This is a genomic window from Brevundimonas sp. FV1ye4L, assembly GCF_058681255.1.
Genome location: NZ_CM178734.1, coordinates 1,200,095 through 1,222,542 on the forward strand (window position 1 = coordinate 1,200,095; position 22,448 = coordinate 1,222,542).

The 22,448-nt window shown below is 65.7% G+C and carries 28 protein-coding genes and 1 riboswitch; of the genes, 8 read left to right on the top strand and 20 right to left on the bottom strand.

Annotated features, from left to right (window positions below; genetic code table 11):
• Positions 1 to 6: 6 nt before the first annotated feature.
• The 12 genes from rpmC to metE form a co-directional block, all read right to left on the bottom strand.
• A complete protein-coding gene (gene rpmC / locus ACW17X_RS05725) occupies positions 7 to 204 on the bottom strand; it encodes a 50S ribosomal protein L29 (protein ID WP_008263673.1) in 198 nt (65 codons plus the stop codon).
• Positions 204 to 644: a 50S ribosomal protein L16 gene (gene rplP, locus ACW17X_RS05730; RefSeq protein WP_267516103.1), complete on the bottom strand. Its 441-nt coding sequence runs from the start codon at positions 642 to 644 to the stop codon at positions 204 to 206. Before rplP ends, rpmC begins: the two co-directional genes overlap by 1 nt.
• Before the next feature lie 3 nt (positions 645 to 647).
• The gene (gene rpsC, locus ACW17X_RS05735) at positions 648 to 1,403 is read right to left on the bottom strand and encodes a 30S ribosomal protein S3 (RefSeq protein ID WP_183194940.1); all 756 of its coding nucleotides are present in this window, start codon (positions 1,401 to 1,403) and stop codon (positions 648 to 650) included.
• The gene (gene rplV, locus ACW17X_RS05740; protein ID WP_008262904.1) at positions 1,403 to 1,783 is read right to left on the bottom strand and encodes a 50S ribosomal protein L22; all 381 of its coding nucleotides are present in this window, start codon (positions 1,781 to 1,783) and stop codon (positions 1,403 to 1,405) included. The genes rpsC and rplV overlap by 1 nt, the downstream gene beginning before the upstream one ends.
• A gap of 3 nt (positions 1,784 to 1,786) precedes the next feature.
• Positions 1,787 to 2,065 (bottom strand): 30S ribosomal protein S19, encoded by a 279-nt coding sequence (gene rpsS / locus ACW17X_RS05745; protein WP_008262211.1) that lies wholly within the window; start codon positions 2,063 to 2,065, stop codon positions 1,787 to 1,789.
• A 2-nt stretch (positions 2,066 to 2,067) separates the two neighbouring features.
• The gene (rplB, locus tag ACW17X_RS05750) at positions 2,068 to 2,904 is read right to left on the bottom strand and encodes a 50S ribosomal protein L2 (protein ID WP_267516094.1); all 837 of its coding nucleotides are present in this window, start codon (positions 2,902 to 2,904) and stop codon (positions 2,068 to 2,070) included.
• A 4-nt stretch (positions 2,905 to 2,908) separates the two neighbouring features.
• Entirely contained in the window at positions 2,909 to 3,211 is a 303-nt protein-coding gene (locus ACW17X_RS05755) for a 50S ribosomal protein L23 (protein ID WP_008260292.1), read from the bottom strand.
• Complete coding sequence (rplD, locus tag ACW17X_RS05760) at positions 3,211 to 3,849, bottom strand: 50S ribosomal protein L4 (RefSeq protein WP_271164726.1); 639 nt, start codon at positions 3,847 to 3,849, stop codon at positions 3,211 to 3,213. Before rplD ends, ACW17X_RS05755 begins: the two co-directional genes overlap by 1 nt.
• Entirely contained in the window at positions 3,849 to 4,598 is a 750-nt protein-coding gene (gene rplC, locus ACW17X_RS05765) for a 50S ribosomal protein L3 (RefSeq protein WP_409718696.1), read from the bottom strand. Before rplC ends, rplD begins: the two co-directional genes overlap by 1 nt.
• 21 nt (positions 4,599 to 4,619) lie before the next feature.
• Positions 4,620 to 4,925: a 30S ribosomal protein S10 gene (gene rpsJ, locus ACW17X_RS05770; RefSeq protein ID WP_105563630.1), complete on the bottom strand. Its 306-nt coding sequence runs from the start codon at positions 4,923 to 4,925 to the stop codon at positions 4,620 to 4,622.
• 295 nt (positions 4,926 to 5,220) lie between these two features.
• Positions 5,221 to 5,985 (bottom strand): acyl-CoA thioesterase, encoded by a 765-nt coding sequence (locus tag ACW17X_RS05775; protein WP_492100047.1) that lies wholly within the window; start codon positions 5,983 to 5,985, stop codon positions 5,221 to 5,223.
• A complete protein-coding gene (gene metE, locus ACW17X_RS05780; protein ID WP_492100048.1) occupies positions 5,982 to 8,321 on the bottom strand; it encodes a 5-methyltetrahydropteroyltriglutamate--homocysteine S-methyltransferase in 2,340 nt (779 codons plus the stop codon). Before metE ends, ACW17X_RS05775 begins: the two co-directional genes overlap by 4 nt.
• 110 nt (positions 8,322 to 8,431) lie before the next feature.
• Positions 8,432 to 8,632: riboswitch (cobalamin riboswitch) on the bottom strand.
• Between the two features lie 251 nt (positions 8,633 to 8,883).
• Between metE and ACW17X_RS05785 the strand changes: the two genes are divergently transcribed.
• The gene (locus ACW17X_RS05785) at positions 8,884 to 9,636 is read left to right on the top strand and encodes a porin (protein ID WP_492100049.1); all 753 of its coding nucleotides are present in this window, start codon (positions 8,884 to 8,886) and stop codon (positions 9,634 to 9,636) included.
• Positions 9,637 to 9,768: 132 nt separating this feature from the next.
• On the opposite strand, the gene ACW17X_RS05790 is transcribed toward ACW17X_RS05785, so the two are convergent.
• The 3 genes from ACW17X_RS05790 to ACW17X_RS05800 all read right to left on the bottom strand — a co-directional run bounded on the left by ACW17X_RS05790 (position 9,769) and on the right by ACW17X_RS05800 (position 12,827).
• Entirely contained in the window at positions 9,769 to 10,659 is an 891-nt protein-coding gene (locus ACW17X_RS05790) for a head GIN domain-containing protein (RefSeq protein WP_492100050.1), read from the bottom strand.
• Positions 10,660 to 10,731: 72 nt separating this feature from the next.
• Positions 10,732 to 11,658: a transcriptional regulator gene (locus ACW17X_RS05795; protein WP_492100051.1), complete on the bottom strand. Its 927-nt coding sequence runs from the start codon at positions 11,656 to 11,658 to the stop codon at positions 10,732 to 10,734.
• An 8-nt stretch (positions 11,659 to 11,666) separates the two neighbouring features.
• A complete protein-coding gene (locus ACW17X_RS05800) occupies positions 11,667 to 12,827 on the bottom strand; it encodes a GNAT family N-acetyltransferase (RefSeq protein ID WP_492100052.1) in 1,161 nt (386 codons plus the stop codon).
• Between the two features lie 180 nt (positions 12,828 to 13,007).
• Between ACW17X_RS05800 and ACW17X_RS05805 the strand changes: the two genes are divergently transcribed.
• Both ACW17X_RS05805 and ACW17X_RS05810 read left to right on the top strand, forming a co-directional pair.
• Positions 13,008 to 13,169: a hypothetical protein gene (locus tag ACW17X_RS05805; RefSeq protein ID WP_492086513.1), complete on the top strand. Its 162-nt coding sequence runs from the start codon at positions 13,008 to 13,010 to the stop codon at positions 13,167 to 13,169.
• 3 nt (positions 13,170 to 13,172) lie between these two features.
• Positions 13,173 to 14,216: a L,D-transpeptidase family protein gene (locus ACW17X_RS05810; protein WP_492100053.1), complete on the top strand. Its 1,044-nt coding sequence runs from the start codon at positions 13,173 to 13,175 to the stop codon at positions 14,214 to 14,216.
• Here the strand turns inward: ACW17X_RS05810 and ACW17X_RS05815 are convergent, their stop codons facing one another.
• Positions 14,217 to 15,812, bottom strand: coding sequence for a carboxylesterase/lipase family protein (locus ACW17X_RS05815; protein WP_492100054.1), 1,596 nt, complete (start codon positions 15,810 to 15,812; stop codon positions 14,217 to 14,219). It abuts the gene before it with no gap.
• A gap of 78 nt (positions 15,813 to 15,890) precedes the next feature.
• Positions 15,891 to 16,565 (bottom strand): pyridoxamine 5'-phosphate oxidase, encoded by a 675-nt coding sequence (gene pdxH, locus ACW17X_RS05820; protein ID WP_492100055.1) that lies wholly within the window; start codon positions 16,563 to 16,565, stop codon positions 15,891 to 15,893.
• Positions 16,566 to 16,674: 109 nt separating this feature from the next.
• On the opposite strand from pdxH, the gene ACW17X_RS05825 reads away from it, so the two are divergent.
• The 4 genes from ACW17X_RS05825 to aroC all read left to right on the top strand — a co-directional run bounded on the left by ACW17X_RS05825 (position 16,675) and on the right by aroC (position 19,131).
• Entirely contained in the window at positions 16,675 to 17,409 is a 735-nt protein-coding gene (locus ACW17X_RS05825; protein ID WP_492100056.1) for a DnaJ C-terminal domain-containing protein, read from the top strand.
• A gap of 58 nt (positions 17,410 to 17,467) precedes the next feature.
• Complete coding sequence (locus ACW17X_RS05830) at positions 17,468 to 17,671, top strand: type II toxin-antitoxin system VapB family antitoxin (protein ID WP_492100057.1); 204 nt, start codon at positions 17,468 to 17,470, stop codon at positions 17,669 to 17,671.
• A 207-nt stretch (positions 17,672 to 17,878) separates the two neighbouring features.
• Positions 17,879 to 18,037, top strand: coding sequence for a hypothetical protein (locus tag ACW17X_RS05835; RefSeq protein ID WP_492100058.1), 159 nt, complete (start codon positions 17,879 to 17,881; stop codon positions 18,035 to 18,037).
• An 8-nt stretch (positions 18,038 to 18,045) separates the two neighbouring features.
• A complete protein-coding gene (aroC, locus tag ACW17X_RS05840; protein ID WP_492100059.1) occupies positions 18,046 to 19,131 on the top strand; it encodes a chorismate synthase in 1,086 nt (361 codons plus the stop codon).
• 26 nt (positions 19,132 to 19,157) lie between these two features.
• Here aroC and ACW17X_RS05845 read toward each other — a convergent pair whose 3' ends face one another.
• Positions 19,158 to 19,301: a hypothetical protein gene (locus ACW17X_RS05845; RefSeq protein ID WP_492100060.1), complete on the bottom strand. Its 144-nt coding sequence runs from the start codon at positions 19,299 to 19,301 to the stop codon at positions 19,158 to 19,160.
• Positions 19,302 to 19,402: 101 nt separating this feature from the next.
• On the opposite strand from ACW17X_RS05845, the gene ACW17X_RS05850 reads away from it, so the two are divergent.
• Positions 19,403 to 19,744: a VOC family protein gene (locus ACW17X_RS05850; RefSeq protein WP_492100061.1), complete on the top strand. Its 342-nt coding sequence runs from the start codon at positions 19,403 to 19,405 to the stop codon at positions 19,742 to 19,744.
• A 3-nt stretch (positions 19,745 to 19,747) separates the two neighbouring features.
• Here the strand turns inward: ACW17X_RS05850 and ACW17X_RS05855 are convergent, their stop codons facing one another.
• Both ACW17X_RS05855 and ACW17X_RS05860 read right to left on the bottom strand, forming a co-directional pair.
• Entirely contained in the window at positions 19,748 to 19,975 is a 228-nt protein-coding gene (locus ACW17X_RS05855) for a hypothetical protein (protein WP_492100062.1), read from the bottom strand.
• A 713-nt stretch (positions 19,976 to 20,688) separates the two neighbouring features.
• The gene (locus ACW17X_RS05860) at positions 20,689 to 22,377 is read right to left on the bottom strand and encodes a sensor histidine kinase (RefSeq protein WP_492100063.1); all 1,689 of its coding nucleotides are present in this window, start codon (positions 22,375 to 22,377) and stop codon (positions 20,689 to 20,691) included.
• Positions 22,378 to 22,448 lie beyond the last annotated feature (71 nt).

The following is a 22,448-nucleotide window of genomic DNA, read 5'->3' on the forward strand; positions in this document are numbered from 1 at the left end:
GTTTCCTTACGAGGCCGCACGCTTCTCGCGCAGAAGCGTCGAGATGCGGGCGATGTCTTTGCGGACTTCACCAACGCGGTGAGTCTTTTCCATTTGGCCGGTGGCCGCCTGGAAGCGCAGGTTGAACTGTTCCTTCTTGAGCTTCAGCAGCTCGTCGGACAGTTGGTCGGTCGTTTGCGACCGCAGATCGGCGATCTTGGTCATTAGGCGGCTACCTCGACATGGGCGATGCCGGCGTCGATGCGGGTCACGACCTTGGTGCGGACCGGCAGCTTGGCGGCGCCGAGACGGAGGGCTTCACGGGCGACTTCGTCCGTGACACCGTCGATTTCAAACAGGATGCGGCCCGGGTGGCAGCGCGCGGCCCAGTGGTCCACGGCGCCCTTGCCCTTACCCATCCGGACTTCGGCCGGCTTGCCCGTGACGGGCAGGTCGGGGAAGACGCGGATCCAGACGCGGCCCTGGCGCTTCATCTGGCGGGTGATCGCGCGGCGAGCCGCTTCGATCTGACGCGCCGTGATGCGTTCCGGCTCCAGCGTCTTCAGGCCGTACGACCCGAAGTTCAGCGAGAAGCCGCCCTTGGCCGAGCCGTGGATGCGGCCCTTGAAGGCCTTGCGGTACTTGGTCTTCTTCGGTTGCAACATGACTTAGTTCTCACGTCCCCGGTCGCGACGCGGACCGCGGTCGCCACGGGGGCCGCCGCGTTCGCGGCCTTCGTTCGAGGACGGACCCGACGCTTCCTGGGCCCAACGCTTGTCCTGGGCCATCGGATCGTGCTCGAGCACTTCACCCTTAAACACCCAGACCTTCACGCCGATGATGCCGTAGGTCGTCTTGGCTTCGTAGAAGCCATAGTCGATATCGGCCCGCAGGGTGTGAAGCGGCACGCGACCTTCGCGATACCATTCCATCCGCGCGATTTCGGCGCCGCCCAGACGACCCGAGACATTCATCCGAATGCCCTTGGCGCCCAACCGCATCGCCGACTGCATCGACCGCTTCATTGCGCGGCGGAATGCAACACGACGTTCCAGCTGCTGCGCGATGTTCTCGGCGATCAGCTGCGCATCGGTTTCCGGCTTGCGGACTTCGATGATGTTCAGGTGAACTTCACCTTCGGTGCGCGCCGAGATGTCCTTGCGGAGCTTCTCGATGTCAGCGCCCTTCTTACCGATCACGACACCCGGACGGGCGGCGTAGATGGTGATGCGGCACTTCTTGTGAGGGCGCTCGATGATGATGCGCGACACGCCGGCGGCGGCCAGACGTTCCCGCAGCCACTCGCGCAGCTTCAGGTCCTGGTGCAACAGGCGGGAGTAGTCGGCGCCGGCGGCGAACCAACGGCTGTCCCACGTACGGTTCACGCCGAGGCGCAGACCGATCGGATTGATTTTCTGACCCATCAGGCGGCCTCGCCGGCTTCACGGACCACGATGGTGATCTCGCTGAACGGTTTCAGGATGCGCGACGAACGGCCACGAGCACGGCTCGCGAAACGCTTCATCACCAGGTTCTTGCCCACGAAGGCCTCGGCGACGACGAGGTTGTCGATGTCGAGGTTGTGGTTGTTCTCAGCGTTCGAGATCGCCGAATACAGGACCTTGCGGACGTCAGTCGCGATACGCTTACGGCTGAATTCCAGCTCGTTCAGCGCCTTCTGAACCGGCATGCCGCGAATCGATGCGGCGACCAGGTTCAGCTTTTGCGGGCTGATGCGCACGTTGACCAGCTTGGCGCGGGCCTCGGTCGGGGCGACCCGACGAATGTTCTTGGTCTGGGCCATCAGTTACTTCCTTTTGGCCTTCTTGTCCGCCGCGTGACCCGGGAAGTTCCGGGTCGGGGCGAACTCGCCGAGCTTCATGCCGACCATCTCTTCCGAGACCGACACGGGCACGTGCTTCTGACCGTTATGGACGCCGAACGTCAGACCGACGAACTGCGGCAGGATGGTGGAGCGGCGCGACCAGGTCTTGATCACGTCCTTGCGGCCCGACGTTTGAACGGCGTCGGCCTTCTTGAGCAGATACCCGTCGACAAACGGGCCTTTCCAGGAGGAGCGGGCCATTCTTAGCGAGCCTTCTTAACGTGGCGGGTACGGATGATGTACTTGTCCGTAGCCTTGTTCTTGCGGGTACGGGTGCCCTTGGTGTCCTTACCCCACGGCGTGACGGGGGTGCGACCACCAGAGGTCCGGCCTTCACCACCACCGTGCGGGTGGTCGATCGGGTTCATGGCGACGCCGCGGACGTGCGGGCGGAAGCCCATGTGACGCTTGCGACCAGCCTTGCCGAGGTTCTGGTTCATGTGGTCGGGGTTCGAAACCGCGCCCACAGTGGCCATGCAGCCGTCCAGAACCATGCGCAGCTCGCCCGAGCCGAGGCGGATCTGGGCGTAGCCCTGGTCGCGACCCACCAGCTGGGCGTAGGCGCCGGCCGAGCGGGCCAGCTGAGCGCCCTTGCCCGGCTTCATCTCGATGTTGTGGATGATCGTACCCACCGGCATCGAACGAAGCGGCATGGCGTTGCCCGGCTTCACGTCGGTCTTTTCGCCCGCGATCACCACGTCGCCGGCCTTAAGGCGTTGCGGCGCGATGATGTAGGTCTTCTCGCCGTCTTCGTAGGTCACGAGGGCGATGAAGGCCGTGCGGTTCGGATCGTATTCCAGACGCTCGACCGTGCCGACCATGTCCCACTTGCGACGCTTGAAGTCGATCTTGCGGTACAGGGTCTTGGCGCCGCCGCCGCGGAAGCGGACCGCGATGCGACCGCCCTGCCCGCGTCCGCCCGACTTGGTCAGGCCTTCGGTCAGCGACTTTTCCGGACGGCCCTTGTGGAGCTCCGAACGGTCGACCAGCACGAGGGCGCGACGGCCCGGCGAGGTCGGATTGTAATGTTTCAAGGCCATCTGATCAGAGCCCCGTGGTCACGTCGATCGACTGGCCGTCGGCCAGGGTCACGATTGCTTTTTTGATGTCCACGCGACGGCCCAGGATACCCCGGAAGCGCTTGGTCTTGCCCTTTTGAACCAGGGTGTTGACCTTCAGGACGTTGACTTTGAACAGGCTTTCGACCGCCGCGGCGATCTCGTCCTTGGTCGCCGTGTCGGCGACGCGGAAGACGACCTTGTTCTGCTCGGACAGGATCGTGGCCTTTTCGGTGATCACCGGAGCCAGGATGGTGTCGTAGTGCTTGGCGGTAGGTTGAGCGGCCATTACGCGGCTTCCTTATCGCTGAAGCGGGCTTCGATCGCCTCGATGGCGGCCTTGGTCAGCACCAGCTTGTCAGCCCGCAGGATGTCATAGACGTTCAGGCCGGCGTTCGGCAGCACGTCGATGTGCGGGATGTTGCGTGCGGCCAGGCCGAAGTTCGTGTCGACTTCCGGACCCGCGATGATGAGAGCCTTGGTCCAGCCCAGCTTGCCGAGCGTCTCACGCAGCGAGGCGGTCTTGGCTTCCTTGACCGAGACGGTGTCGACGACGATCAGGTCGCCCGACTTCACCTTGGAGGACAGGGCGTGACGCAGAGCAAGCGCGCGGATTTTCTTCGGCAGTGAGAAGCCGTGGTCGCGAACGACCGGACCGAAGGCGCGCGAACCGCCGACAAACTGCGGTGCACGGCGCGAACCGTGACGAGCGCCGCCGGTGCCCTTTTGCTTGTACATCTTCTTGCCCGTACGAGAATTCTCGTTGCGGGTTTGAACCTTGTGCGTACCGGCGCGGCGCTTGGCCAGTTGCCAGTTGACGGTGCGGGCCAAGATGTCGCCGCGGATGTCGGAGATGCCGAAGACGGCGTCCGACAGCTCCACGTCGCCAGCGGCCTTGCCGTCGAGTTGGATGACAGAGAGTTTCATTACGCTTCACCGCCTTCGGTCGCTTCGACGGGGACTTCTTCAGCCGGGGTCGAGGCGGGTTGAGCAGCAGACTTGCTCGACTTCAGCGCACCGGGGAACGGAGCGTCAGCCGGGCGAGCCTTCTTGATGGCGTCGCGAACCTTGACGTAGCTGCCGTCATGACCAGGGACAGCGCCCTTGATCAGGATCAGGCCACGCTCGGCGTCCACGCGGACGACGGTCAGGTTCTGGGTGGTGACGGTTTCGGTCCCGTAGTGACCGGCCATCTTCTTGCCAGGGAAGGTGCGACCCGGGTCCTGACGGTTACCCGTCGAACCGTGCGAACGGTGCGAGACCGAAACGCCGTGGGTGGCGCGAAGGCCGCCGAAGTTCCAGCGCTTCATGGCGCCGGCGAAACCCTTACCGATGGTCTCGCCCTGGATGTCGACCTTCTGGCCCACCAGGAAGTGTTCAGCCGACAGTTCGGCGCCCACGTCCAGCAGACCGTCCGCATCGACGCGGAACTCGGTCACATAGGCTTTCGGTTCGACTTCCGCCTTGGCGAAGGTCTCGCGTTGAGCCTTGTTGGTGTTCTTAGCCTTCTTCGTGCCAGCGCCCAGCTGGAGAGCGACGTAACCGTCACGCTCCTGGGTACGTTGGCCGACGACCTGGCAGCCGTCGAGCTGCAGCACAGTGACCGGTACGTGCGCGCCGTCATCGGCGAACACGCGGGTCATGCCCAGCTTCTTGGCGATCACGCCCGTGCGCATCGGATCCCGCCTCTTTCTACTTTAAATCTTGATCTCGACGTCCACACCGGCGGACAGGTCGAGCTTCATGAGCGCGTCCACGGTCTGCGGGGTGGGGTCGATGATGTCGAGCACGCGTTTGTGCGTGCGGATTTCAAACTGCTCACGCGACTTCTTATCGACGTGCGGCGAGCGGTTCACGGTGAACTTCTCGATCAGGGTCGGCAGCGGAATCGGACCGCGAACGGTCGCGCCGGTGCGCTTGGCGGTATTAACGATCTCGCGCGTCGAGAAATCGAGGACGCGGTGATCAAAGGCCTTGAGCCTGATGCGGATGCTTTGATCCATATCGGTGCTTACTTCCAATGCGGTCGGAGGACCGCGTCCCTGTGAACCATTTCAAAGACCGAAGGCCTTCGGGCAAAAAGCCCTCAGGGAACGCAAATCCGCAAAAACGATCGGCCCACGCAGTCGCCCGCGAAGGCCGTTGAAATCCCAAGAAGCTGCAAAGAACAGTGACTTAGGTCGTTCCTGCGGACCGCGTTTGCAGCGAACTGCACAGCCGGTCCAACAAGAGTGGTGGCTTATGCCTATCGATTCTGATTTCGTCAAGCGCGCAAACCCCGGCTGAGACAGGATTTCGTCACGCGGGTTCCAGCGCCGGCGACGCCCCGGAAATCGCCCGGGGGCGCCCGGCTTCATCGACCGCCACCATGACGAACTCCGCCGCTGCAGACCGCCGCCGGTCGCCCGTCAGCAGGCCCTCGGCCCACAGTTCAACCTCTATAGTGACGGAGGAACGGCCGACCCGCGTCGCGCGCGACGCCAGCTCGATCATGTCGCCTTCTCTTATGGGAGAAGAGAAATCGATGCGGTTCGACGCCGCCATGACCATGACGGCCCTGGCCTTGCGTGTGGCGCAGACGAAGGCCGCCTTGCCCATCAGCTTCAGGGCGTCGCCGCCGTAGAGGGTGCCGTAGTGATTGGTCCAGGTCGGGAAGACCATCTCCACCGCCCGCAGCCAGCCGTCGTCCCGAGGCGTGCCCTCCATCAGAGGCGGCAGGTCGCCCTGCCCTTCCTCTCGCGGCGCCACCATGTTGAAGACGCCCCGCGTGCACAGCCGCCGCTCCCCGCTGACCGGCGCCTCAGCCCAGAGCTCGACCTCGACACCCATCGAGGTGCGCCCCACACGTACAATCTGACCCCTCGCCTCGACCATCTCGCCGATCCGGGCGGGGGCGGCGAAGTCGATCCGTTCGCATCCGGCCGTCACGGTCGGCCGCCGCGCATGACGCGCAGCGGCCAGGAAGGCGACCTTGTCTAGGTGCGCCAGTCCGACGCCCCCGAACAATGTCCCGTGGTGATTGGCATCCCCCGGGAACACCATATCTATAAGCGTGACGCTCACGCCGCGATGGCCTCCAGACGCGCGGCCTTGGCGGCCGACACCATATTGGCCAGCGCCGCCTTGGTTTCCGGCCAAGCGCGGGTCTTCAGGCCGCAGTCCGGGTTCACCCACAGCCGATCCGCCGGCAGCTTGCCCGTCGCCGCCGTCAACAAGGCCGCCATCTCATCCACCGACGGCACGCGCGGCGAGTGGATGTCATAGACGCCCGGTCCGATCTCGGCCGGATAGCGATAGTCGGAGAAGGCGTCGAGCAGCTCCATCCTGGACCGCGAGGTCTCGATGGAGATGACGTCCGCATCCATGGCCCCGATGGACTGGATGATGTCGTTGAACTCGGAGTAGCACATGTGGGTGTGGATCTGGGTCTCGTCCCGGACGCCCGAGGCCGTGATGCGGAAGCTTTCGACGGCCCAGTCCAGGTAGTCCGCCCAATCCGCCCGGCGCAGGGGCAAGCCCTCGCGCAGGGCCGCCTCGTCGATTTGGATCACGGCGGCGCCGGCCGTCTCCAGATCCGTCACCTCGTCACGGATGGCGAAGGCGATCTGACGACAGGTCGTGTTGCGCGGCTGGTCGTCGCGCACGAAAGACCAGTTCAGGATGGTCACCGGGCCGGTCAACATGCCTTTCATCGGACGGTCGGTCAGGGATTGGGCGTAGCGCCACCATTCCACCGTCATGGCCTTGGGCCGCGAGACGTCGCCATAGATGATCGGCGGGCGAACGCAGCGCGAGCCATAGGATTGCACCCAGGCCGCCTTGGTGAAGACGAAACCCGACAGTTGCTCCCCGAAATACTGGACCATGTCGTTGCGCTCGAACTCGCCGTGCACCAGCACGTCCAGGCCCAGATCCTCCTGCCATTTCACCGTCCGCGCCGTTTCCTCGCGCAGGAAGGCGGCATAGGCCGCATCGTCGATGACGCCCTTGCCGTGGTCGGCGCGGGCTTTGCGGACTTCGGCCGTCTGGGGGAAGGAGCCGATAGTGGTGGTCGGATAGGCGGGCAGGTTCAGACGCCGCTGCTGGACCTGGCGACGGATTTCGAAGCTGGAAGTCCGGCTGGCCAGGGCTGGGTCGGCATCCGCCGCACGAGCCTGAACCTTCGGATCATTGATGCGGGGCGAGGTGCGACGCGAGGCGACGGAAGCGGTCGAGGCGTCCAGCGCCGCCTTTACCGCAGCGCGTCCTTCGTTCAACGCCCGCGCCAGGGTCGCCAGTTCGGCCACCTTCTGAACAGCGAAGGCCAGCCAGTCCTTGATCTCGGGATCGAGGGCAGTCTCGCGTTCCAAGTCGATCGGCGTGTGCAGCAAGGAGCAGGACGGGGCGATCACCACCTTACGTCCCGCAGCGACCAAAGGCTCGACCTTGTCGAGCACGGCGTTGAGATCGGCCTTCCAGACATTGCGGCCGTCGATGACGCCCAACGAAAGCACCTGATCGACCCGCGTCGCCGATGCGACTTGCGCCAGTTGCTCCGGCGCCCGGATCAGATCGATGTGCAGGCCGTGAACCGGCAGGCGCAGCGTCGTCTCCAGATTATCGCCCAGGGCCCCGAAATAGGAGGTCAGCATCAGTTTGATCGGCGGCGTCACATCCGTCAGCACGCGGTAGGCGTGGTCATAGGCGGCCTTCGCCTCGTCGCTCAGGTCGGTGACCAAGCAGGGTTCGTCCATCTGGACCCAGGTGGCGCCCGCGCGGGCCAACGACCGCAGCACCTCCGCATAGACCGGCAGCAGGCGTGGCAGCAGGCTGAGCACGTCGAACGTCTCGCCCCGCGTCTTGCCCAACAGCAGATAGCTGACCGGGCCCAGCAGCACGGGCCGGGTCTCGATGCCCTGGGACTTGGCTTCCAGATATTCATCCAGCGCCTTGGTAGAGCCGAGGCGGAACACCTGGTCGGCGGTGAACTCCGGCGCGAGATAATGGTAGTTGGTGTCGAACCATTTGGTCATCTCCATCGCCGGCGTCCCCTCGCCGCTCGCATGGACATGGCCGTGTGCGCAGACCTCGTCGTCGCCGCGCGAGCCGCGGGCCATGGCGAAATAGGTGGCCAGATCGACCCGTTCCCCGCTCCAGCCATAGGCGGCCGGCACGCCGCCGACCATGGCGGTCAGATCCAGCACCTGATCATAAAGAGAGAAGTCGTTGGACGGCACGATGTCCGCCCCCAGGTCGCGCTGGCGCGCCCAGGTCAGGCCGCGCAGCTCAGCGGCGGTGGACAGCAGGGCCTCGGAGTCCAGCTTCCCGGCCCAGTAGGCCTCTAGCGCGGTCTTCAGCTCTCTCTTTGGGCCGATGCGGGGAAAGCCGAGGGTGGCGACCTGGACGGTGTGGCGGGTCATGACGTTCGAAACCTGTGTTGTGGCCAGGTTTCGGACAGGGTCGCGCGGACGCCGACGCGGACGTGCAGGGTCCGGCGGCGCGCATGCGGCCTGACCGGGCACCCCGCCGGAGGACGTTATCTGTCGGGGCAGGTCTCCTGGCTCACGGGTCGACGCCTCGGGCCCGGCCTTCCCGGCGCGAACGCCAGTGACACGAGATGGACCCTCAACTCGCCGCTTACAGTTGCGGGGGCAGCGCCGGTTTCACACCGGCTTCCCTCTTAGCTCTGGGCGCCAAACGACGCACAGAGACCACGACGGATGCAAAGAACGGCATAAACCCAGCTTCGTCAATACACATAAGGATATGCTTATATGATTATGTGATTGCTCGATCTTAACCCTTTGCCTCGAGATACGCGCACCCCTGACACATTGCAGCCACAAGGCGTGGCCGATGGGCCACATGGCAGTTTCAAGACACTTATATAACGGCGATTTAATGCTCAGCTTGGCCGCGTCCTGATAGCAGCCGCCCTCCCCGGACCCCCATCCGGGTCAAGACTGCTAAGGACAAAAGAAAATGAAGACGATCCTCCTCGCATCGGCCGCCGCCGCCCTGTTCGCCGCTCCGGCCTTCGCCCAAGACGCCATCGGCTCGGTCGGCGTGACCTACTCCAACCCTTCGATCGAAGTCGCAGGCAATGACGTTGACGCCGACGTGTGGACCGTGGACGGCACGGTCGCCCTGCCGGCCGCCGACTGGACCGTGACCCTGAACGGAGCCGTCGACTACACCAAGGCCTTTGGTGAAGAAGACGTCACCGGCGTCGCCGCCGCCCACCTGACCAAGATGTGGACCGCAGACGTCCGCGCCGGCGCCTTCGTCGCCGCCAACGACATCGGTTCGGGCAACGATCCCGTCTGGACCGTCGGCGCCGAAGCCCAGAAGTACCTGTCCAACGCGACCCTGACCGGCCTGGTCGCCTACACCACGGCTGACGATGTCGACGCCGACATCTGGACCGTCGGCGGCGACGCCGCCTTCTACGTCATGCCGAACCTGCGCCTGAACGCCGGCGTCAGCTACAACAACGTCGACGTCACCGGCGGCGACGTGGACGCCTGGACCTATGGCGTGGGCGCCGAGTACGAAATCGAAAACACCCCGTTCTCGGTCGGCGCTTCCTACACCCGCGCCGACGTCGACTCGATCGACGTCGACACCTGGTCGCTGGGCCTGCGCTACAGCTTCGGCGGCGGTCTGCAAGCGCGTGACCGCGCCGGCGCCGGCCTGAACGTCTCGTCGATCACGAGCGTCCTGGGCGCCTTCTAAGCCCTTCAGGTTTTCCTGAAAGCAGAGGCCCCGGCGGAGCGATCCGCCGGGGCTTTTTCTTTGCTTCTGACACAAAAAGGCCCCCGGGGTTCCACGACCGGGGGCCTTTCCTCTCGCGGCGAGAGACGGGTCTTAGCGCCCGATATGAACCGTTCCGGATCCGACGATGGAACGGGAAACTGCGCCGGTCGCGGCGGCGACGCGGACATCGCCCGATCCCGCGATGGCGACGCTGAGGTCTCGCGTGGTTCCGCCGAAACGGACGTCGCCGGAGCCGCCGATAGCCACCGACAGCTTGTCCATTCGGCCTTGCCGGATGTTGACGCCCCCGGAACCGCCGATGGACACGTCGCCGCGACCGTTGACGCCGGCCACCTCGACGCTGCCGGAACCACCGACCGCCGTCTTGAGGTTTCCGGTCGCTCCGGCGGAGATCGAACCCGATCCGCCGACGTTGGCTTCGAGCGAACGGGACGTGCCGGCGCGAACCGACCCTGACCCGCCGACGCCCAACTCGAGCGGGCCGTCCACATTGGCGATGGTCCAGGTCCCGCATCCGCCGCTGTCGAGTTCAACGGAACGCGCACCGCGTCCCACGGAGCCGAAGACGGCGCCGCCCGCGCTGACGTCCACATTGCGGGGGGTCCGCACCACGATCATGGGGGCGTCCTCCAGACGGATGCGACCCAGATCCCGCACCTCGACGGTGGCGCCCTGACCCGGCTGGGCGGCGTCGGCGCGGCCGGAGTTGCAGTTGCGTATGCCGTCGCTTCGCCCCCAGAAGCCGTTGCGGCGAAGCCCGCCGTCGATCTCGACGTCGCGGCCGTTGCGGCGCACCTGGATGGCGGGCAGGCGCGAACGGCCTTGCGTCACCTCGACGCCGATGTCCTGACGATCCTCGACGATGACGATCACGCGCGCCACGGCGTTGCGGATCTCGACCTCGCCGGCGGAGGCGGGCGCGGCGGCCGCCAATCCGAGCAGTGCGGAGACTCCGGCGGCGGCGATCAATGCGGTCTTCATGTGCGGCCTTCCCTTTCCCGATTACGAGAGGAAGGTGCGCGCTCGGCCGGCGGGAGTCATTTTAACTCGAGGTCATGAACTCGAATTAACAGGGCCGTCCAGCGCGCCCACGCCGTCCGCGACGCCGAGCCGAGGTTCGAAATCGCGTTCGAACCTCGCGATCCGGCTCTTCATCGCCCCCGCCCGCTTCAGCGCGAGGGACGCGGCCCAGCGGGCCGCCAGTTCAGGGGTCGTCATATGGTCGGTGAAGCGCGGCCGACCACCCAGGCTGCGGAGCACCGCATTGGTGAACAGCGCCCCGTTGCGAAAGCGCGAGGGCCAGGTCTGGAAGTCCATCGACAGGCTGACGCAGAAACGGTCGAGGTTCTCGACCCGGTGCGGGGCGTACAGCGGCCAGGTCAGGGCGCGGCCCGGCTCGAGATCCATGACCTGAGCGTCGTTTTCAAAGGACAGAGTATAGGGCAGTTCCTCGGTCGTCTGACGGGCAACGACCTGTTCCATATTGTGCTCGGGCAGGTGCGCCTCGTCGCCCGGATAGACGAACAGCCGTTTGCGACCGCGCAGATGGAACAGCACCACGCCGGCGGCGTCGAAATGATACGGCACCCGCGCCTTCGGCGACGACAGGATCAACTGGCCCGCATTGCGGACGGCGCGCATACCCGGATAGGTCGCCTGGATCGCGCGGAAATCCTTCATCGCGGCCTGCCACAGCTCGGGCCAGCCGATCTCGACCCGGCGCAGATTCACCCAGAGGCGGCCCTGTTTGATCGCCTCCAGCAGTTCATCGCCCGACAGACCACCGCGCGCGCCCGTCCGCAGGGACACCTGGCCCGCGTCGTCGTAGTCGTACAGGTTGATGTCGAACAGTTCGGGCGGATAGCGATCCAGCACAGCGGCCAGAGCCGCATCCTCGGCGAAGCCCTGATCGACCAGGCTGTGCGGATGGATCTGGGCCTCCCCGACGGGGCCGAGATAGCGGGTGCGGCGGGCGCTCATGTTCAACCCTAGACGTGAGCGACGCGCGCCGGCGTCCTCTTGCGGGCGGCGGCCTTGTGAACGGCCGAGCGAACGGCGACGGCCGCGCCGCGCAGTCGCCCGACCGGCGACGCCTCGCAGGCTTCGATGGTGGACCAGCGGCGTCGCAGCGACGCGCGCAAGGCCTCGCCGCGCGTCCCGGTCCGATCCAGCACGCCGACGGCCGCCTCACCCAGAACCTGGGCGAAGCCCGGCCGCATCACCACCGCCTCGCGCACCGTCTGCCGGGCGTTGACGAAATACTTCTTGTAGCTCTCGCCCTCGAAACCGAAGTCGAAGACGCGGAAACCGTCGGCCGCCGACAATCGCATCGTGTCCATGCTCAACAGGATGCCGGGCGAACAGCGCGCCAGACTGGGCTCGTAGACCGGGAACCAGAAATGGTGGTGACGCCCCGCATGGAGAGAGAATTCGACCGCCACCAGTTTCTCGCCCGCGTACATGGCCGCCATCGACGCGCCGAAGTCGGACGCCGGCGTCGCCATTAGGGCATGGAGCAGATCACGGGTCCAGCCGCAGGCGAAGATGTCGTGGAGCCCCGACCGGCGGTACTGCGCCGCCTTCAGGTCGATCAAATGATCCAGCAGGGCCGGATCCCGCAGGCCGTGTTCGACACGGACAGGGCCCAGTTCGTTCTCCAGGCTGCGGCGCGCCCGTTCCTTGTCCTTGAAGTATTTGCCGTAGGTCGATCGGCGCTCGGCGTACCAGGCGTCGAAGCCCGTTTCCGGCATGGCGACCTGCACGGTCTCGCGCGCCTGTCCCGTCTCACCGGCGCCGATCCATCCCGGCACGTTCAGCCGGCGCGCCTTCAGCAGATGCGCCACCTCTTCCAGGGTGATGACCTCGCCTTCGGCGGCGATCACGCCGTGATAGTCGTTCATCGGCGCGCCCAGCGGCTGCACCGATCCACCGCGCTTCTGGAACGGGAAGAACCCGACGACCCTGCCGCCACGCCGAAAGACCGCAACCGCGGCGCCGGGGCAGACCCGCGCCGCGATCTGCGTATAGTCCCACCGGAAATACGGACTTTGCAGAGACGGGTTGGTCGCCGTCCAGTCGCGCCACAGGGCGATAGCGACAGCGTCCATCGCCTCCGCCTTGATGATCTCGACCTGTAGCGTTTCGGGCATGCGCGTCCTCATGGGGCCTTGTGCAGCAAGGCCCGGTCCAGACGCGACCCTGCACCCCGTCCCGTTGCGGTACGGTTCATCGGAATGGTGAACGGACGTTGAAACCATTGATCAAGCGGAGCCCTGCGGCTTCGCATGCGTTGGCTGAGGGCGGAGACCTGCTTCGCTGGAGACATGCACATGACCGACGCCCGACCAGACAACCGCAAGGTCGAGAACGAAAACCTACGTCCCGACCGGGACGGCGAGCCACCGCGCCCCGCCACCGAACCCAAGGGCGCAGAAGGCTCCAGCAACTCCGGCGAAACCGCGACCGACCCGGCAACCGGCGAAGAGAACTAAAACTTGAACCGCTTCATCTGCCTTGCCCCCAGTCTGCTGATCCTAGGTCTGGCGGCCTGTTCGCCGCCGGCTGAAGACCGAACGTCCGCGCCGACCGCCGAGGTGCGAAACGAAGGCCCGCTGTCTCGCGACGCCATTGAGAACAGCGCCTATTCGCCGCCGCCTCCCGACGGCGCCCCGACCAGCGCACAAAACCCCGCCCGTCCCGACCCCGCGCTGATCCGCGCCCAAATCCTGCTGGAACGGGCGCGCTTTTCGCCCGGCGCCATCGACGGTCTGGCGGGGTCCAACATGCGCCAGGCGGTCGCCGCGTTTCAGAAAGCCCAGGGTTTGCCGGCGACGGGCGAGTTGGACGCGGACGTGATGGGCCGTCTGCGGGCGGCCGGCATCGGCGCCGTGACCTCGACCTACAGGATCACGCAGCAGGATCTGGCCGGGCCGTATCTGGGCCAAGTTCCGACAGAGTTGAAGGCGCAGGGCGAGGTGTCCTTCATGGGCTACGCCAATGTGGTGGAGGCTTTGGCGGAACGCTTCCATGTCACCGAGGACCTGCTGCGGGCCATGAACCCCGGCGCGGATTTCAATCGGGCTGGGCAGGCCCTGCTGGTTCCGGCGGTGAACACCACGCCCCTGCCCGCCGAGGTGGATCATATCGACGTCGACAAGGCCGAGGGAGCGGTCAAGGCTTTCGACGCCGACGGCAAGCTGATCGCCTATTTCCCGGCCACCATCGGCAGCGGCGAAAACCCCACGCCGACCGGCACGGTCAAGGTCAACGGCGTCGCCCGCAATCCCGACTATACCTATGACCCGTCCAAGCTCAGCTTCGGCGACGTGGACAGCAAGGTGGTGGTCAAGCCGGGGCCCAACAATCCCGTCGGCGTGGTCTGGATTGACCTGAACAAGCCCAGCTATGGCATTCACGGCACGCCTGACCCGCATCTGGTGGGCAAGACCGCCTCGCACGGCTGCGTCCGCCTGACCAACTGGGACGCCTGGACCCTGGCCGACAAGGTCAAGCCGGGCGTGACGGTGCGGTTCCTCTGACTATTGGACGGCGCCGAAGGCGGTGCCGTCCCAGAAGTCGCAGTGGTGGCGGTCGAAGAAGTCGGCGTCCAGCTTGTCGCCATCGGGGCTGAACACCCGGACCGGCCCGGAAACCTCGACGCGGGGCCAGTCGGGGCCAAAGTCTTTCTGGCCGAAACTGGCCCACAGGCTCTGCATCCGCTCGGACAGGGCCTTCTGCTCCGGCGTGAACCGTTTCACATCGGCGAACACCCAGCTGGTCCCGAACACATAGGCCAGCTCGCTGGCGTGATAGGCGCCCAGATCCAGTCCCACGATCCAGTCGGGCAGGACGAAGGGCGCGCCACGATCCGCGAACTCGTAACCCCAGACCGGGACGAAACGAGACAGCTGGCGACGCAGGGCTTGGGACGGACAAGCGAACCTCTGGTCGGTGAAGTTGGCGGCGATGGCGTAGGCTGGGCCGTCGGGACCGACCGGATAACGGTCCAGCACGCGGGGACCGACGTCGCCGTACATCCAGATTGTCTCCTTCTGGTAGCGATCCATGTCCTTGACCTCATTGGCGAACAGCCGCCCTTCGTCCAGGTTTGTGCCGACGATGACGGGCACGCGGGTGAACCGGCCCTCATGGATCGCCAGCGCAGGATTTTCAGGCACGGTCGCGTCGGTATGGACAGGTCCCCACGACCCCGGCCCGTTGATCCCCGCCCTCAAGGACGGCGCGCGTGACAGCCGCCAGGCCGGCAGGGCCTTGAGGCAGGCGACCTGATCTGCGCCGGTGCAGCCCAGGCGTTCTGCAAACAAGGGGCCCGAGGCCGCCGCTTCCTGAGCGCTGACCAGGGATGACGGCTCCAGGCAGCCACTGCTTTGCAGGATGACGCGTTGGTACAGGCCTTCTGACTTGGGCGAAGCCATCAGGTAGCAGGCCGACCACGCACCCGCGCTCTCGGCGAACAGGGTCACATTAGCCGGGTCGCCGCCGAAGGCCGCGATGTTCCGATGCACCCACCGCAAGGCCGCCTGCTGGTCCATCAGGCCGAAATTGCCGCCGAAACCCTCGCCCTTCGCCTGGAACTGCGGGTGGGCCAACCAGCCCAGGGCGCCGAGGCGGTAGTTCAGGGTCACGACCACCCGGCCTTGCTCGGCAGCCAGTTTCGACGGGTCGTAGTTGGCCCCCGACCCGATGGTGAAGGCCCCGCCCGGGATATAGACCATCACGGGTCGCGGCTGTGCCGTCTCTCCCGATGGGGCGTAGATGTTCAGGTAAAGGCAGTCCTCGGACCCGACGACCAGCCCGCCGCCGCCGCCCAGAATAGCCTTGCGGCCGATGGCCTGAGTGCAGTCCGAACCGAGACGGGTCGCATCGCGCATGCCGTCCCACGACTGGACCGGCTGGGGCGCTCGCCAACGCAGATCCCCTACTGGAGCTTGAGCAAACGGCACGCCCAGAAAGGCGCGCACGCCCGCCCCCTCGATCCCGCGCACGGTTCCAGCCTCAGTCGTCGCCAGAATGCGCGCGGCGTCCGGTGCGAAACGGACATGATCGACCTTGCCGGGATGGGTGGCGCAGGCGGCCAGCAGCAGGGACGCGAACAGCAGCGAGAGAAGACGCATCGAAAACCTTGGCCGTGGCGAGACGGGCTTAACGCGGGCGAAGCCTGAGCGTTTCGTTCGCGCCTGACGGCCGCGACATCAAGGCCAGAGGCGTTCGCGAGTCCAAGCGTCGCTTTCGCGCACAAAGCGCAACCGGTCGTGCAGACGGAAAGGACGGTCGCGCCAGAACTCGACGCTTTGTGGGACGACGCGCCAGCCGGTCCAGTGTTCGGGGCGCGGCACCTCGCCGCCCTCGAACCGTGCGGTTTCGCGCGCCACTGCCTGCTCGAGCGTCTCGCGGGCATCGAGTGGTCGGGACTGATCCGAGGCCCAGGCGCCGACCCGGCTTTCGCGGGCCCGGCTGGCGAAATAGGCGTCGGCCTCCTCCACCGTGACCGGCTCGACCCGTCCCCGCACCCGCACCTGACGCCGCAGGGATTTCCAATGGAAGGTCAAGGCGGCGACAGAACGCTGGGCCAGTTCCACGCCCTTGGCGCTCTGGCTGTTCGAATAGAAGGTGAAGCCCCGATCATCGACGTCCTTGAGCAGGACAATCCGCGCATCGGGCATGCCGTCGCCATCGACGGTCGATAGGGTCATGGCGTTGGAGTCGTTGACTTCGTGCGCTCTCGCCTCGGCTAGCCATTCGACAAACAAGCCGATGGGCTCGGAGCGATCGAAGATGGTTTCGTCGCCATTGGCGGCCAGGGCGGCGGCATAGTCGCGGGCGTATTCTTCGCGAGACGGGCTGGGCGGGATCACAGGGGCGTTCATGACAGTTGTCTAGCCCGCAGCGCGGCACGAGGAAATGATCGGGATCAAAACGGCCAAGATCGAATCGCAGTTAACCGCGCATTGACCCTATCGCGCGAACGGTAGGGGAATGAGCGCCATCCGCCCCACATCCGACGCCGCCGCCGTTCGCGAGGCCCTGGCCACGCTGGGCCTGCACGGCGCGGCCGACGCCGAGGCGTTGAAGTCCGCCTTCCGCGCGGCGGTGAAAGAGGCGCGCCCTGACCAGCCCGGCGGGGACGCGGAAAGTTTCCGGCGTGTCATCGCCGCCTATCGCCTGATCCAGGCGCACGCCCCGGCGCGGCCCAGCCTGGCGTCGCCCGATGAGGCTCCCGCCCCCGCGCCGGTCCTGGTTCTGAGTCCCATGCAGGCGGTCGCCGGGGCCAAACTGGATCTGAAGCTGGGCGAGCGCACCATAAGGGTCGCAGCGCCCGCCGGCCTTCGGACGGGCGAGCATCTGCGCCTGCGGGGCGGCGGGGCGGACGGCGCGGACCTCTATCTGGCCGTTCTGATCCGGCCTGAAGACGGAATTTCGGTCTTGGGCGACGACCTGTTCATGAGTTGGCCAACCTCGTCGCGGCTGCTTCAGGAAGGCGGCCGAGTGGAAGTCGAGACCCATGCGGGGCCGCGATCCGCCTGGATCACTCCGGAAATGGCCGCACCTGCGCGCGTGCGGTTCAAGGGTCTGGGATTGCCCGCACGAGGCGCACGCCCACAGGGCCACCTCTTCGTGACGCTGACCCCGTCGTCGGAAGCGCCCTCCCCCGCCGAAGACCTGCTGGTCCGGTTCACCCGCGCCTGGGCGCCGGAGCGGCTGGCGGCCTGACCTTGCACATCGGCGTCGCCGAGCGCATCATCTGGTGATGTTTTTGATGAGGCTGGTTATGCGGACCACCGTAACCCTCGACAACGAACTAATGGAAAAGGCAGCGGAATATTCCGGTCTTTCCGAACGATCCGCCATCATTCGCGAAGCCTTGAAAGCGTTCGTGGCCCGCGAGGCGGCCCGTCGTTTGGCCGCCATGGGCGGAAGCGACCCCACGGCGACGGCCGCTCCTCGGCGGCGCTCCGAGTTGGTTGAAGAGTGATCCTCGCCGACAGTTCGGTATGGATCGGCCATCTGCGGTCCACAGACGAGACCCTGCTCAAGCTGCTATAACGAGGAAGTCCTGTGTCATCCCACAGTCGTTGGCGAACTCGCGGCTGGAAATCTCGCCAACCGCAGGAATTTCCTCAGCCAGCTGTCGCACCTACCTGCTGCTGTTCCGGCCTCCCATCAGGAGGTGCTGACTTTGATGGATAAGAACCAGCTTTTCGGAATCGGCGTCGGCTATCTGGATCTGCATCTCCTCGCTTCCACCCGCCTGACGCCCGGCGCCCGGCTGTGGACACGAGATCGACGGCTGCACCACGCCGCGCAGACACTGGACCTCGCCGCCGTCCTCGACCATTAGGGTCGGCCATGTCGCACAATACCTTCGGCCATCTGTTTCGCGTGACCACCTGGGGCGAGAGCCATGGGCCGGCTATCGGCTGCGTCGTGGACGGCTGCCCGCCGATGATCCCTCTGACCGAGGCCGATCTTCAGCCCTGGCTGAACCAGAGAAAGCCCGGCGGATCGCGTTTCGTGACCCAGAGGCGCGAGAGCGACAGGGCGCAGATCCTGTCCGGCGTATTCGACGACGGCGCAGGTCCCGTCACCACCGGCACGCCCATCTCGATCCTGATCCAGAACGAGGACCAGAGGTCCAAAGACTATGGCGAGATCGCCCGCGCCTATCGCCCCGGCCATGCCGACTTCACCTATCAGACCAAATACGGCGTGCGCGATCCGCGCGGCGGGGGGCGGTCGTCGGCGCGCGAGACCGCCAGCCGGGTGGCGGCGGGAGCGGTGGCGCGCAAGGTGCTGGGCGACAGCGTGAAAATCCGCGCTGGCGTCGTGCAGATCGGCACGCACCGGATTGCGCCGGAAGCCATCGATTTCGACGCCGTGCACGACAACCCCCTGTTCGCCGCCTCCAGCGCTGTCGTGGCGGAATGGGAGGCCTATCTGGACGAGGTCCGCAAGGCCGGCTCGTCCATCGGCGCCGTGGTCGCCCTGGAGGTTACGGGCGTGCCCGCCGGCTGGGGCGCGCCGCTTTATGGCAAACTCGACTCCGAACTGGCCGCCGCCCTGATGTCGATCAACGCCGCCAAGGGCGTCGAGATCGGCGCCGGCTTCGACGCCGCAGAACTGTCGGGCGAGGAGAACGCCGATCAGATGCGGCTGGACCTGAACAAGCAGCCGGTCTTCCTGTCCAACCATGCGGGCGGAGTGTTGGGCGGGATTTCCACGGGGCAGCCGGTGACGGCGCGGGTGGCGTTCAAGCCCACCTCCTCGATCCTGACGCCGCGCCAGACCATCACCCGTGACAGCGAGGAAACTGATCTGCGGACCAAGGGCCGCCACGATCCGTGCGTGGCCCTGCGCGCCGTACCGGTGGTCGAAGCCATGGCCGCCTGCGTCCTGGCCGACGCCTTCCTGCGGCACCGCGCCCAGGTCGGCTGACAGCCGACGACCGACGAATGAGGCGATCAACCCGGTCGAGCGCGCGGCTTTTGATTGTCTAAAATCACTGAAGGACGGACGGGCGCGCGCTCCTGCGCCGGAGCCACAGTCTTCTCATCCTGTCGCATCAGAGCCATCAGGCCGGTCAGACCCGTCGTCATCACGATCATCACCCGACTCCCTGCAACTGCGAACCGTTTGCAGGTTTGCGCAGATCAGGGCGGCGTGCAAGACAGGTTCGTCGGTGGCGCCGCACTCCAGGAGATCAACCGTGCGTGAAGACGGAAAACTGGACTACCTCGAACTGCCCGCCGCAGACCTTCCCGCCACCAAGGCGTTCTACAGCCAGGCCTTCGGCTGGACCTTCATCGACTACGGCCCGACCTATGCCGCCTTTGACCAGGGGCTGGACGGAGGGTTCGACGCCGATCAGGCTGATCGGACGAAGACACCCCTGCCCGTTCTCTACGCGAACGACCTGGAGGCCATGCAGGCCAAGGTCGAGGCGGCGGGCGGCGCGATCCTGAAGCCGATCTATGCCTTCCCCGGCGGACGCCGCTTCCATTTCGCCGATCCGGCCGGGAGCGAGATGGCGGTCTGGTCCGCCAACTGATCCCTAGCGGGCGTCGACCGACTGGGCGATCCGCTCACCCAGTTCACGGTCGGCGCCGTCTGCGGCGGCCACCCAGACGTGGATTTCCTCAGGCGATGACGACCGTTTGAAGAGATGCTCCAGCGCCAGACGACGCCCGCCCTCGGTCACGACGATGGAGGCGCGCCCCGCAGCCTGAACCACCTGGCCATCGTAGACGGGAAACTGAGACGCCGGGCCGGCATAGATCATGGCCAAGAGCGTTTGCCCGCGGCGAACAGCGTAAATCCGTGCGTCGGCGCCGGCGCGCGATTGAGTCAGGACCGTTCCGGACGGAAGCTCCAGCCTAAAGGGCAGGGCCGCTATAGCTGCGGCGTCCAGGCCTTGCGAAGCGGAGGCTGGCGCGGGAGCAGGCGTAGCGGTCGCAGGAGTCGTTGGGGCCGGCGCCCTGGAGGGTGAAGCCGGCGGCGTTTGGGTTTGAGAAGGCGCTGCCCCCTGAACCGAGCTGGGGCGCGAAGGGGCCGGCTGCGGCTCCATAGGCCTGATGCCCGTCTGGGGCGGAACTGCAGTAGGTCGGGTCACCGCTGGGGGTGTAGCGGATGGCGGGGGCTTCGTTGCCGGTGCAGAGGGTCTGACGGCCGAAGGCGGCGCGCTGTTCAGATCACGCGTCAAGGTCGATGACGAAGGAGCGACGCCCTCAGTTTGCGAAGCTGTAGTCTGGCTAGGCCTCGCCGGCACGGAGACCGGGGCCGGGGTTGGGGCCGGAGTTGGGGCTGTAGTTTGCGCCGGCGCGGGTTGCTGAACCGAGGGCGCAGGATTGAAGGGCGGCCCACTGTTGAGGTCGCGTGTCAGGTCCGAAGCAGGACGCTGGCTTGACGTGTCCTGTCCAGAAAAAAGGACGGCGGCTAGAGCGATCACGAACATGTCGGGACCATTACGCGGCGCCAGAGGAACCGCAAGAGTGGTCAGGCGTGCGGCAAGGTCAGCCAGAAGGTCGCGCCCTGCCCTGGCGTGGAATCCACCCCAATCGCGCCGCCCTGAAGTTCCACCAACCGCTTGGCGATGGCGAGCCCAACCCCGTGCCCTTCAATGCTGGATCGCTCCAACCCCAGGCGGTTGAAAGGCTCAAACAACTGCGCCTGTTTCTCCAGCGACAGGCCGGGCCCGAAGTCGGTCACCTCGATCCTGACATGGTCGTCCATGCTCAAAGCCCGGAGCACCACTCCTCCACCTGAAGCCCCATATTTCAACGCATTACTGGTCAGGTTGTCGATCACCTGCATGAGGCGCTGAGAGTCCGCGATCGCGATCAAGTCCTCGCTCTCACACACCAGTTGCAGATCGACCCCTTGGGCCTCCGGCCTGAGCCTGGTCGAACGTCGGACGTCTTCAAGCAGGCCTGATATCTCCGTTGGTCGTAAGTCCACCTTGACCGCACCTGATTCCGCCCGCGCCAAGTCCAGAAGGTCATGAGCCAAGGCTTCGACCTGCCGCGCCGTCTTGACCAGCATATCCGCCATTTCTGTCTGCTGAGGCGTTACAGGACCCAGTTGGCCGGTTGACCAAAGATTGCCTATCCCGATCACACCGGCGACCGGACTCTTGATCTCATGCGCGACATTGGCCAGCAGTCGCGACTTGGATTCGGACGCCTGCTCAGCACGAATCTGACCCGTGCGGGCACGATCAGCAAGCCGGTCACGCTCTTCCAGCAGGGCCGCAACCAGAAGGATGGGCATATAGCCGGCCAAGACCTGTATCTGAGCCATCGTCACATGCTGGGTGCGGGTCATGTCATCGGTGTGAGGCCCGTAACCCATCATCGCCCCGCCCACCGACAGCAGGGTGACCACCAAAAGACTGAAGGCTGTTCCCGCGACGCCGGTCCGGACGGCCACGCAAAGCAACAGGGGGATCATAAAGACGCCTACGGCCGACTGCCCAAATAGACCCATGAATTGAATAGCCAGCACGGCAGCCAGCAAGCCGCCCGCCTCCACAAGAGCGCCAGGTCGAGCGAGACGCGCCAATGTAGCCGGGGTCAGCGACAGCCCAAGCGTGCCGATCACGGCTAGGCCCAAGGCGTGACCAAACCACCATGTCTTGAAGGTTTCGAAGACGTCGCCCGATCCGAATGGCGAGAGGGCCGCAGCAGCAAAGAGGCCGGCCGGGATAGGCGCAAGAACGGCGGCGAAGACCAGGAAGCGGGCCGCGCCGCCCAGACTCGAGACATCGAGGTTTGGGACGAACCGACGCGCCAGCAGAATCGCCCCGATGATCTCCACCATGTTCGCCAAGGCGAGCGTTAAAGACAGGGCCGGACTATAACCCGCGATCAGTTCTCCAATCAGGATGCTGATGCTCAGCACAACGGCGAAGGCTGTGTCGTGGCGCCGCCCCCATCCGGTGCGTAGCCACACTGCGACGGCCACTCCGCAGACGCCCCAAAGCCCTGAAATAAGGCCCAGACTGCGCGCCCAACCGATCGAAGTCGCCGCGAGAATAGCGATGCAGACGCCAGCGATTACGGGAACCAGCGGGTGCGCGAAGACAGCCTCGCCCTTCCAATCTGGCGCGCGCATCCGCACGGCGACGCGCGGCGACGACGTTGGCGACTTCGCAGCGTCTATATCGAGCACGGGGCTCATGGTCATACATGGTCTCGGTGCGGTTGGTTCGCACGATCAAACCATAGGGTTCCTAATATCCCCTGAAATATGCGGAA

What these genes read in the sequence shown, in the direction of transcription:
- rpmC (WP_008263673.1), bottom strand. Translation starts at nt 204, where the DNA reads ATGACCAAGATCGCCGATCTGCGGTCGCAAACGACCGACCAACTGTCC.
- rplP (WP_267516103.1), bottom strand. Translation starts at nt 644, where the DNA reads ATGTTGCAACCGAAGAAGACCAAGTACCGCAAGGCCTTCAAGGGCCGC.
- rpsC (WP_183194940.1), bottom strand. Translation starts at nt 1,403, where the DNA reads ATGGGTCAGAAAATCAATCCGATCGGTCTGCGCCTCGGCGTGAACCGT.
- rplV (WP_008262904.1), bottom strand. Translation starts at nt 1,783, where the DNA reads ATGGCCCAGACCAAGAACATTCGTCGGGTCGCCCCGACCGAGGCCCGC.
- rpsS (WP_008262211.1), bottom strand. Translation starts at nt 2,065, where the DNA reads ATGGCCCGCTCCTCCTGGAAAGGCCCGTTTGTCGACGGGTATCTGCTC.
- rplB (WP_267516094.1), bottom strand. Translation starts at nt 2,904, where the DNA reads ATGGCCTTGAAACATTACAATCCGACCTCGCCGGGCCGTCGCGCCCTC.
- ACW17X_RS05755 (WP_008260292.1), bottom strand. Translation starts at nt 3,211, where the DNA reads ATGGCCGCTCAACCTACCGCCAAGCACTACGACACCATCCTGGCTCCG.
- rplD (WP_271164726.1), bottom strand. Translation starts at nt 3,849, where the DNA reads ATGAAACTCTCTGTCATCCAACTCGACGGCAAGGCCGCTGGCGACGTG.
- rplC (WP_409718696.1), bottom strand. Translation starts at nt 4,598, where the DNA reads ATGCGCACGGGCGTGATCGCCAAGAAGCTGGGCATGACCCGCGTGTTC.
- rpsJ (WP_105563630.1), bottom strand. Translation starts at nt 4,925, where the DNA reads ATGGATCAAAGCATCCGCATCAGGCTCAAGGCCTTTGATCACCGCGTC.
- metE (WP_492100048.1), bottom strand. Translation starts at nt 8,321, where the DNA reads ATGACCCGCCACACCGTCCAGGTCGCCACCCTCGGCTTTCCCCGCATC.
- ACW17X_RS05785 (WP_492100049.1), top strand. Translation starts at nt 8,884, where the DNA reads ATGAAGACGATCCTCCTCGCATCGGCCGCCGCCGCCCTGTTCGCCGCT.
- ACW17X_RS05790 (WP_492100050.1), bottom strand. Translation starts at nt 10,659, where the DNA reads ATGAAGACCGCATTGATCGCCGCCGCCGGAGTCTCCGCACTGCTCGGA.
- ACW17X_RS05795 (WP_492100051.1), bottom strand. Translation starts at nt 11,658, where the DNA reads ATGAGCGCCCGCCGCACCCGCTATCTCGGCCCCGTCGGGGAGGCCCAG.
- ACW17X_RS05800 (WP_492100052.1), bottom strand. Translation starts at nt 12,827, where the DNA reads ATGCCCGAAACGCTACAGGTCGAGATCATCAAGGCGGAGGCGATGGAC.
- ACW17X_RS05805 (WP_492086513.1), top strand. Translation starts at nt 13,008, where the DNA reads ATGACCGACGCCCGACCAGACAACCGCAAGGTCGAGAACGAAAACCTA.
- ACW17X_RS05815 (WP_492100054.1), bottom strand. Translation starts at nt 15,812, where the DNA reads ATGCGTCTTCTCTCGCTGCTGTTCGCGTCCCTGCTGCTGGCCGCCTGC.
- pdxH (WP_492100055.1), bottom strand. Translation starts at nt 16,565, where the DNA reads ATGAACGCCCCTGTGATCCCGCCCAGCCCGTCTCGCGAAGAATACGCC.
- ACW17X_RS05825 (WP_492100056.1), top strand. Translation starts at nt 16,675, where the DNA reads ATGAGCGCCATCCGCCCCACATCCGACGCCGCCGCCGTTCGCGAGGCC.
- ACW17X_RS05830 (WP_492100057.1), top strand. Translation starts at nt 17,468, where the DNA reads ATGCGGACCACCGTAACCCTCGACAACGAACTAATGGAAAAGGCAGCG.
- ACW17X_RS05835 (WP_492100058.1), top strand. Translation starts at nt 17,879, where the DNA reads ATGGATAAGAACCAGCTTTTCGGAATCGGCGTCGGCTATCTGGATCTG.
- aroC (WP_492100059.1), top strand. Translation starts at nt 18,046, where the DNA reads ATGTCGCACAATACCTTCGGCCATCTGTTTCGCGTGACCACCTGGGGC.
- ACW17X_RS05845 (WP_492100060.1), bottom strand. Translation starts at nt 19,301, where the DNA reads ATGATCGTGATGACGACGGGTCTGACCGGCCTGATGGCTCTGATGCGA.
- ACW17X_RS05855 (WP_492100062.1), bottom strand. Translation starts at nt 19,975, where the DNA reads ATGATCTATGCCGGCCCGGCGTCTCAGTTTCCCGTCTACGATGGCCAG.
- ACW17X_RS05860 (WP_492100063.1), bottom strand. Translation starts at nt 22,377, where the DNA reads ATGACCATGAGCCCCGTGCTCGATATAGACGCTGCGAAGTCGCCAACG.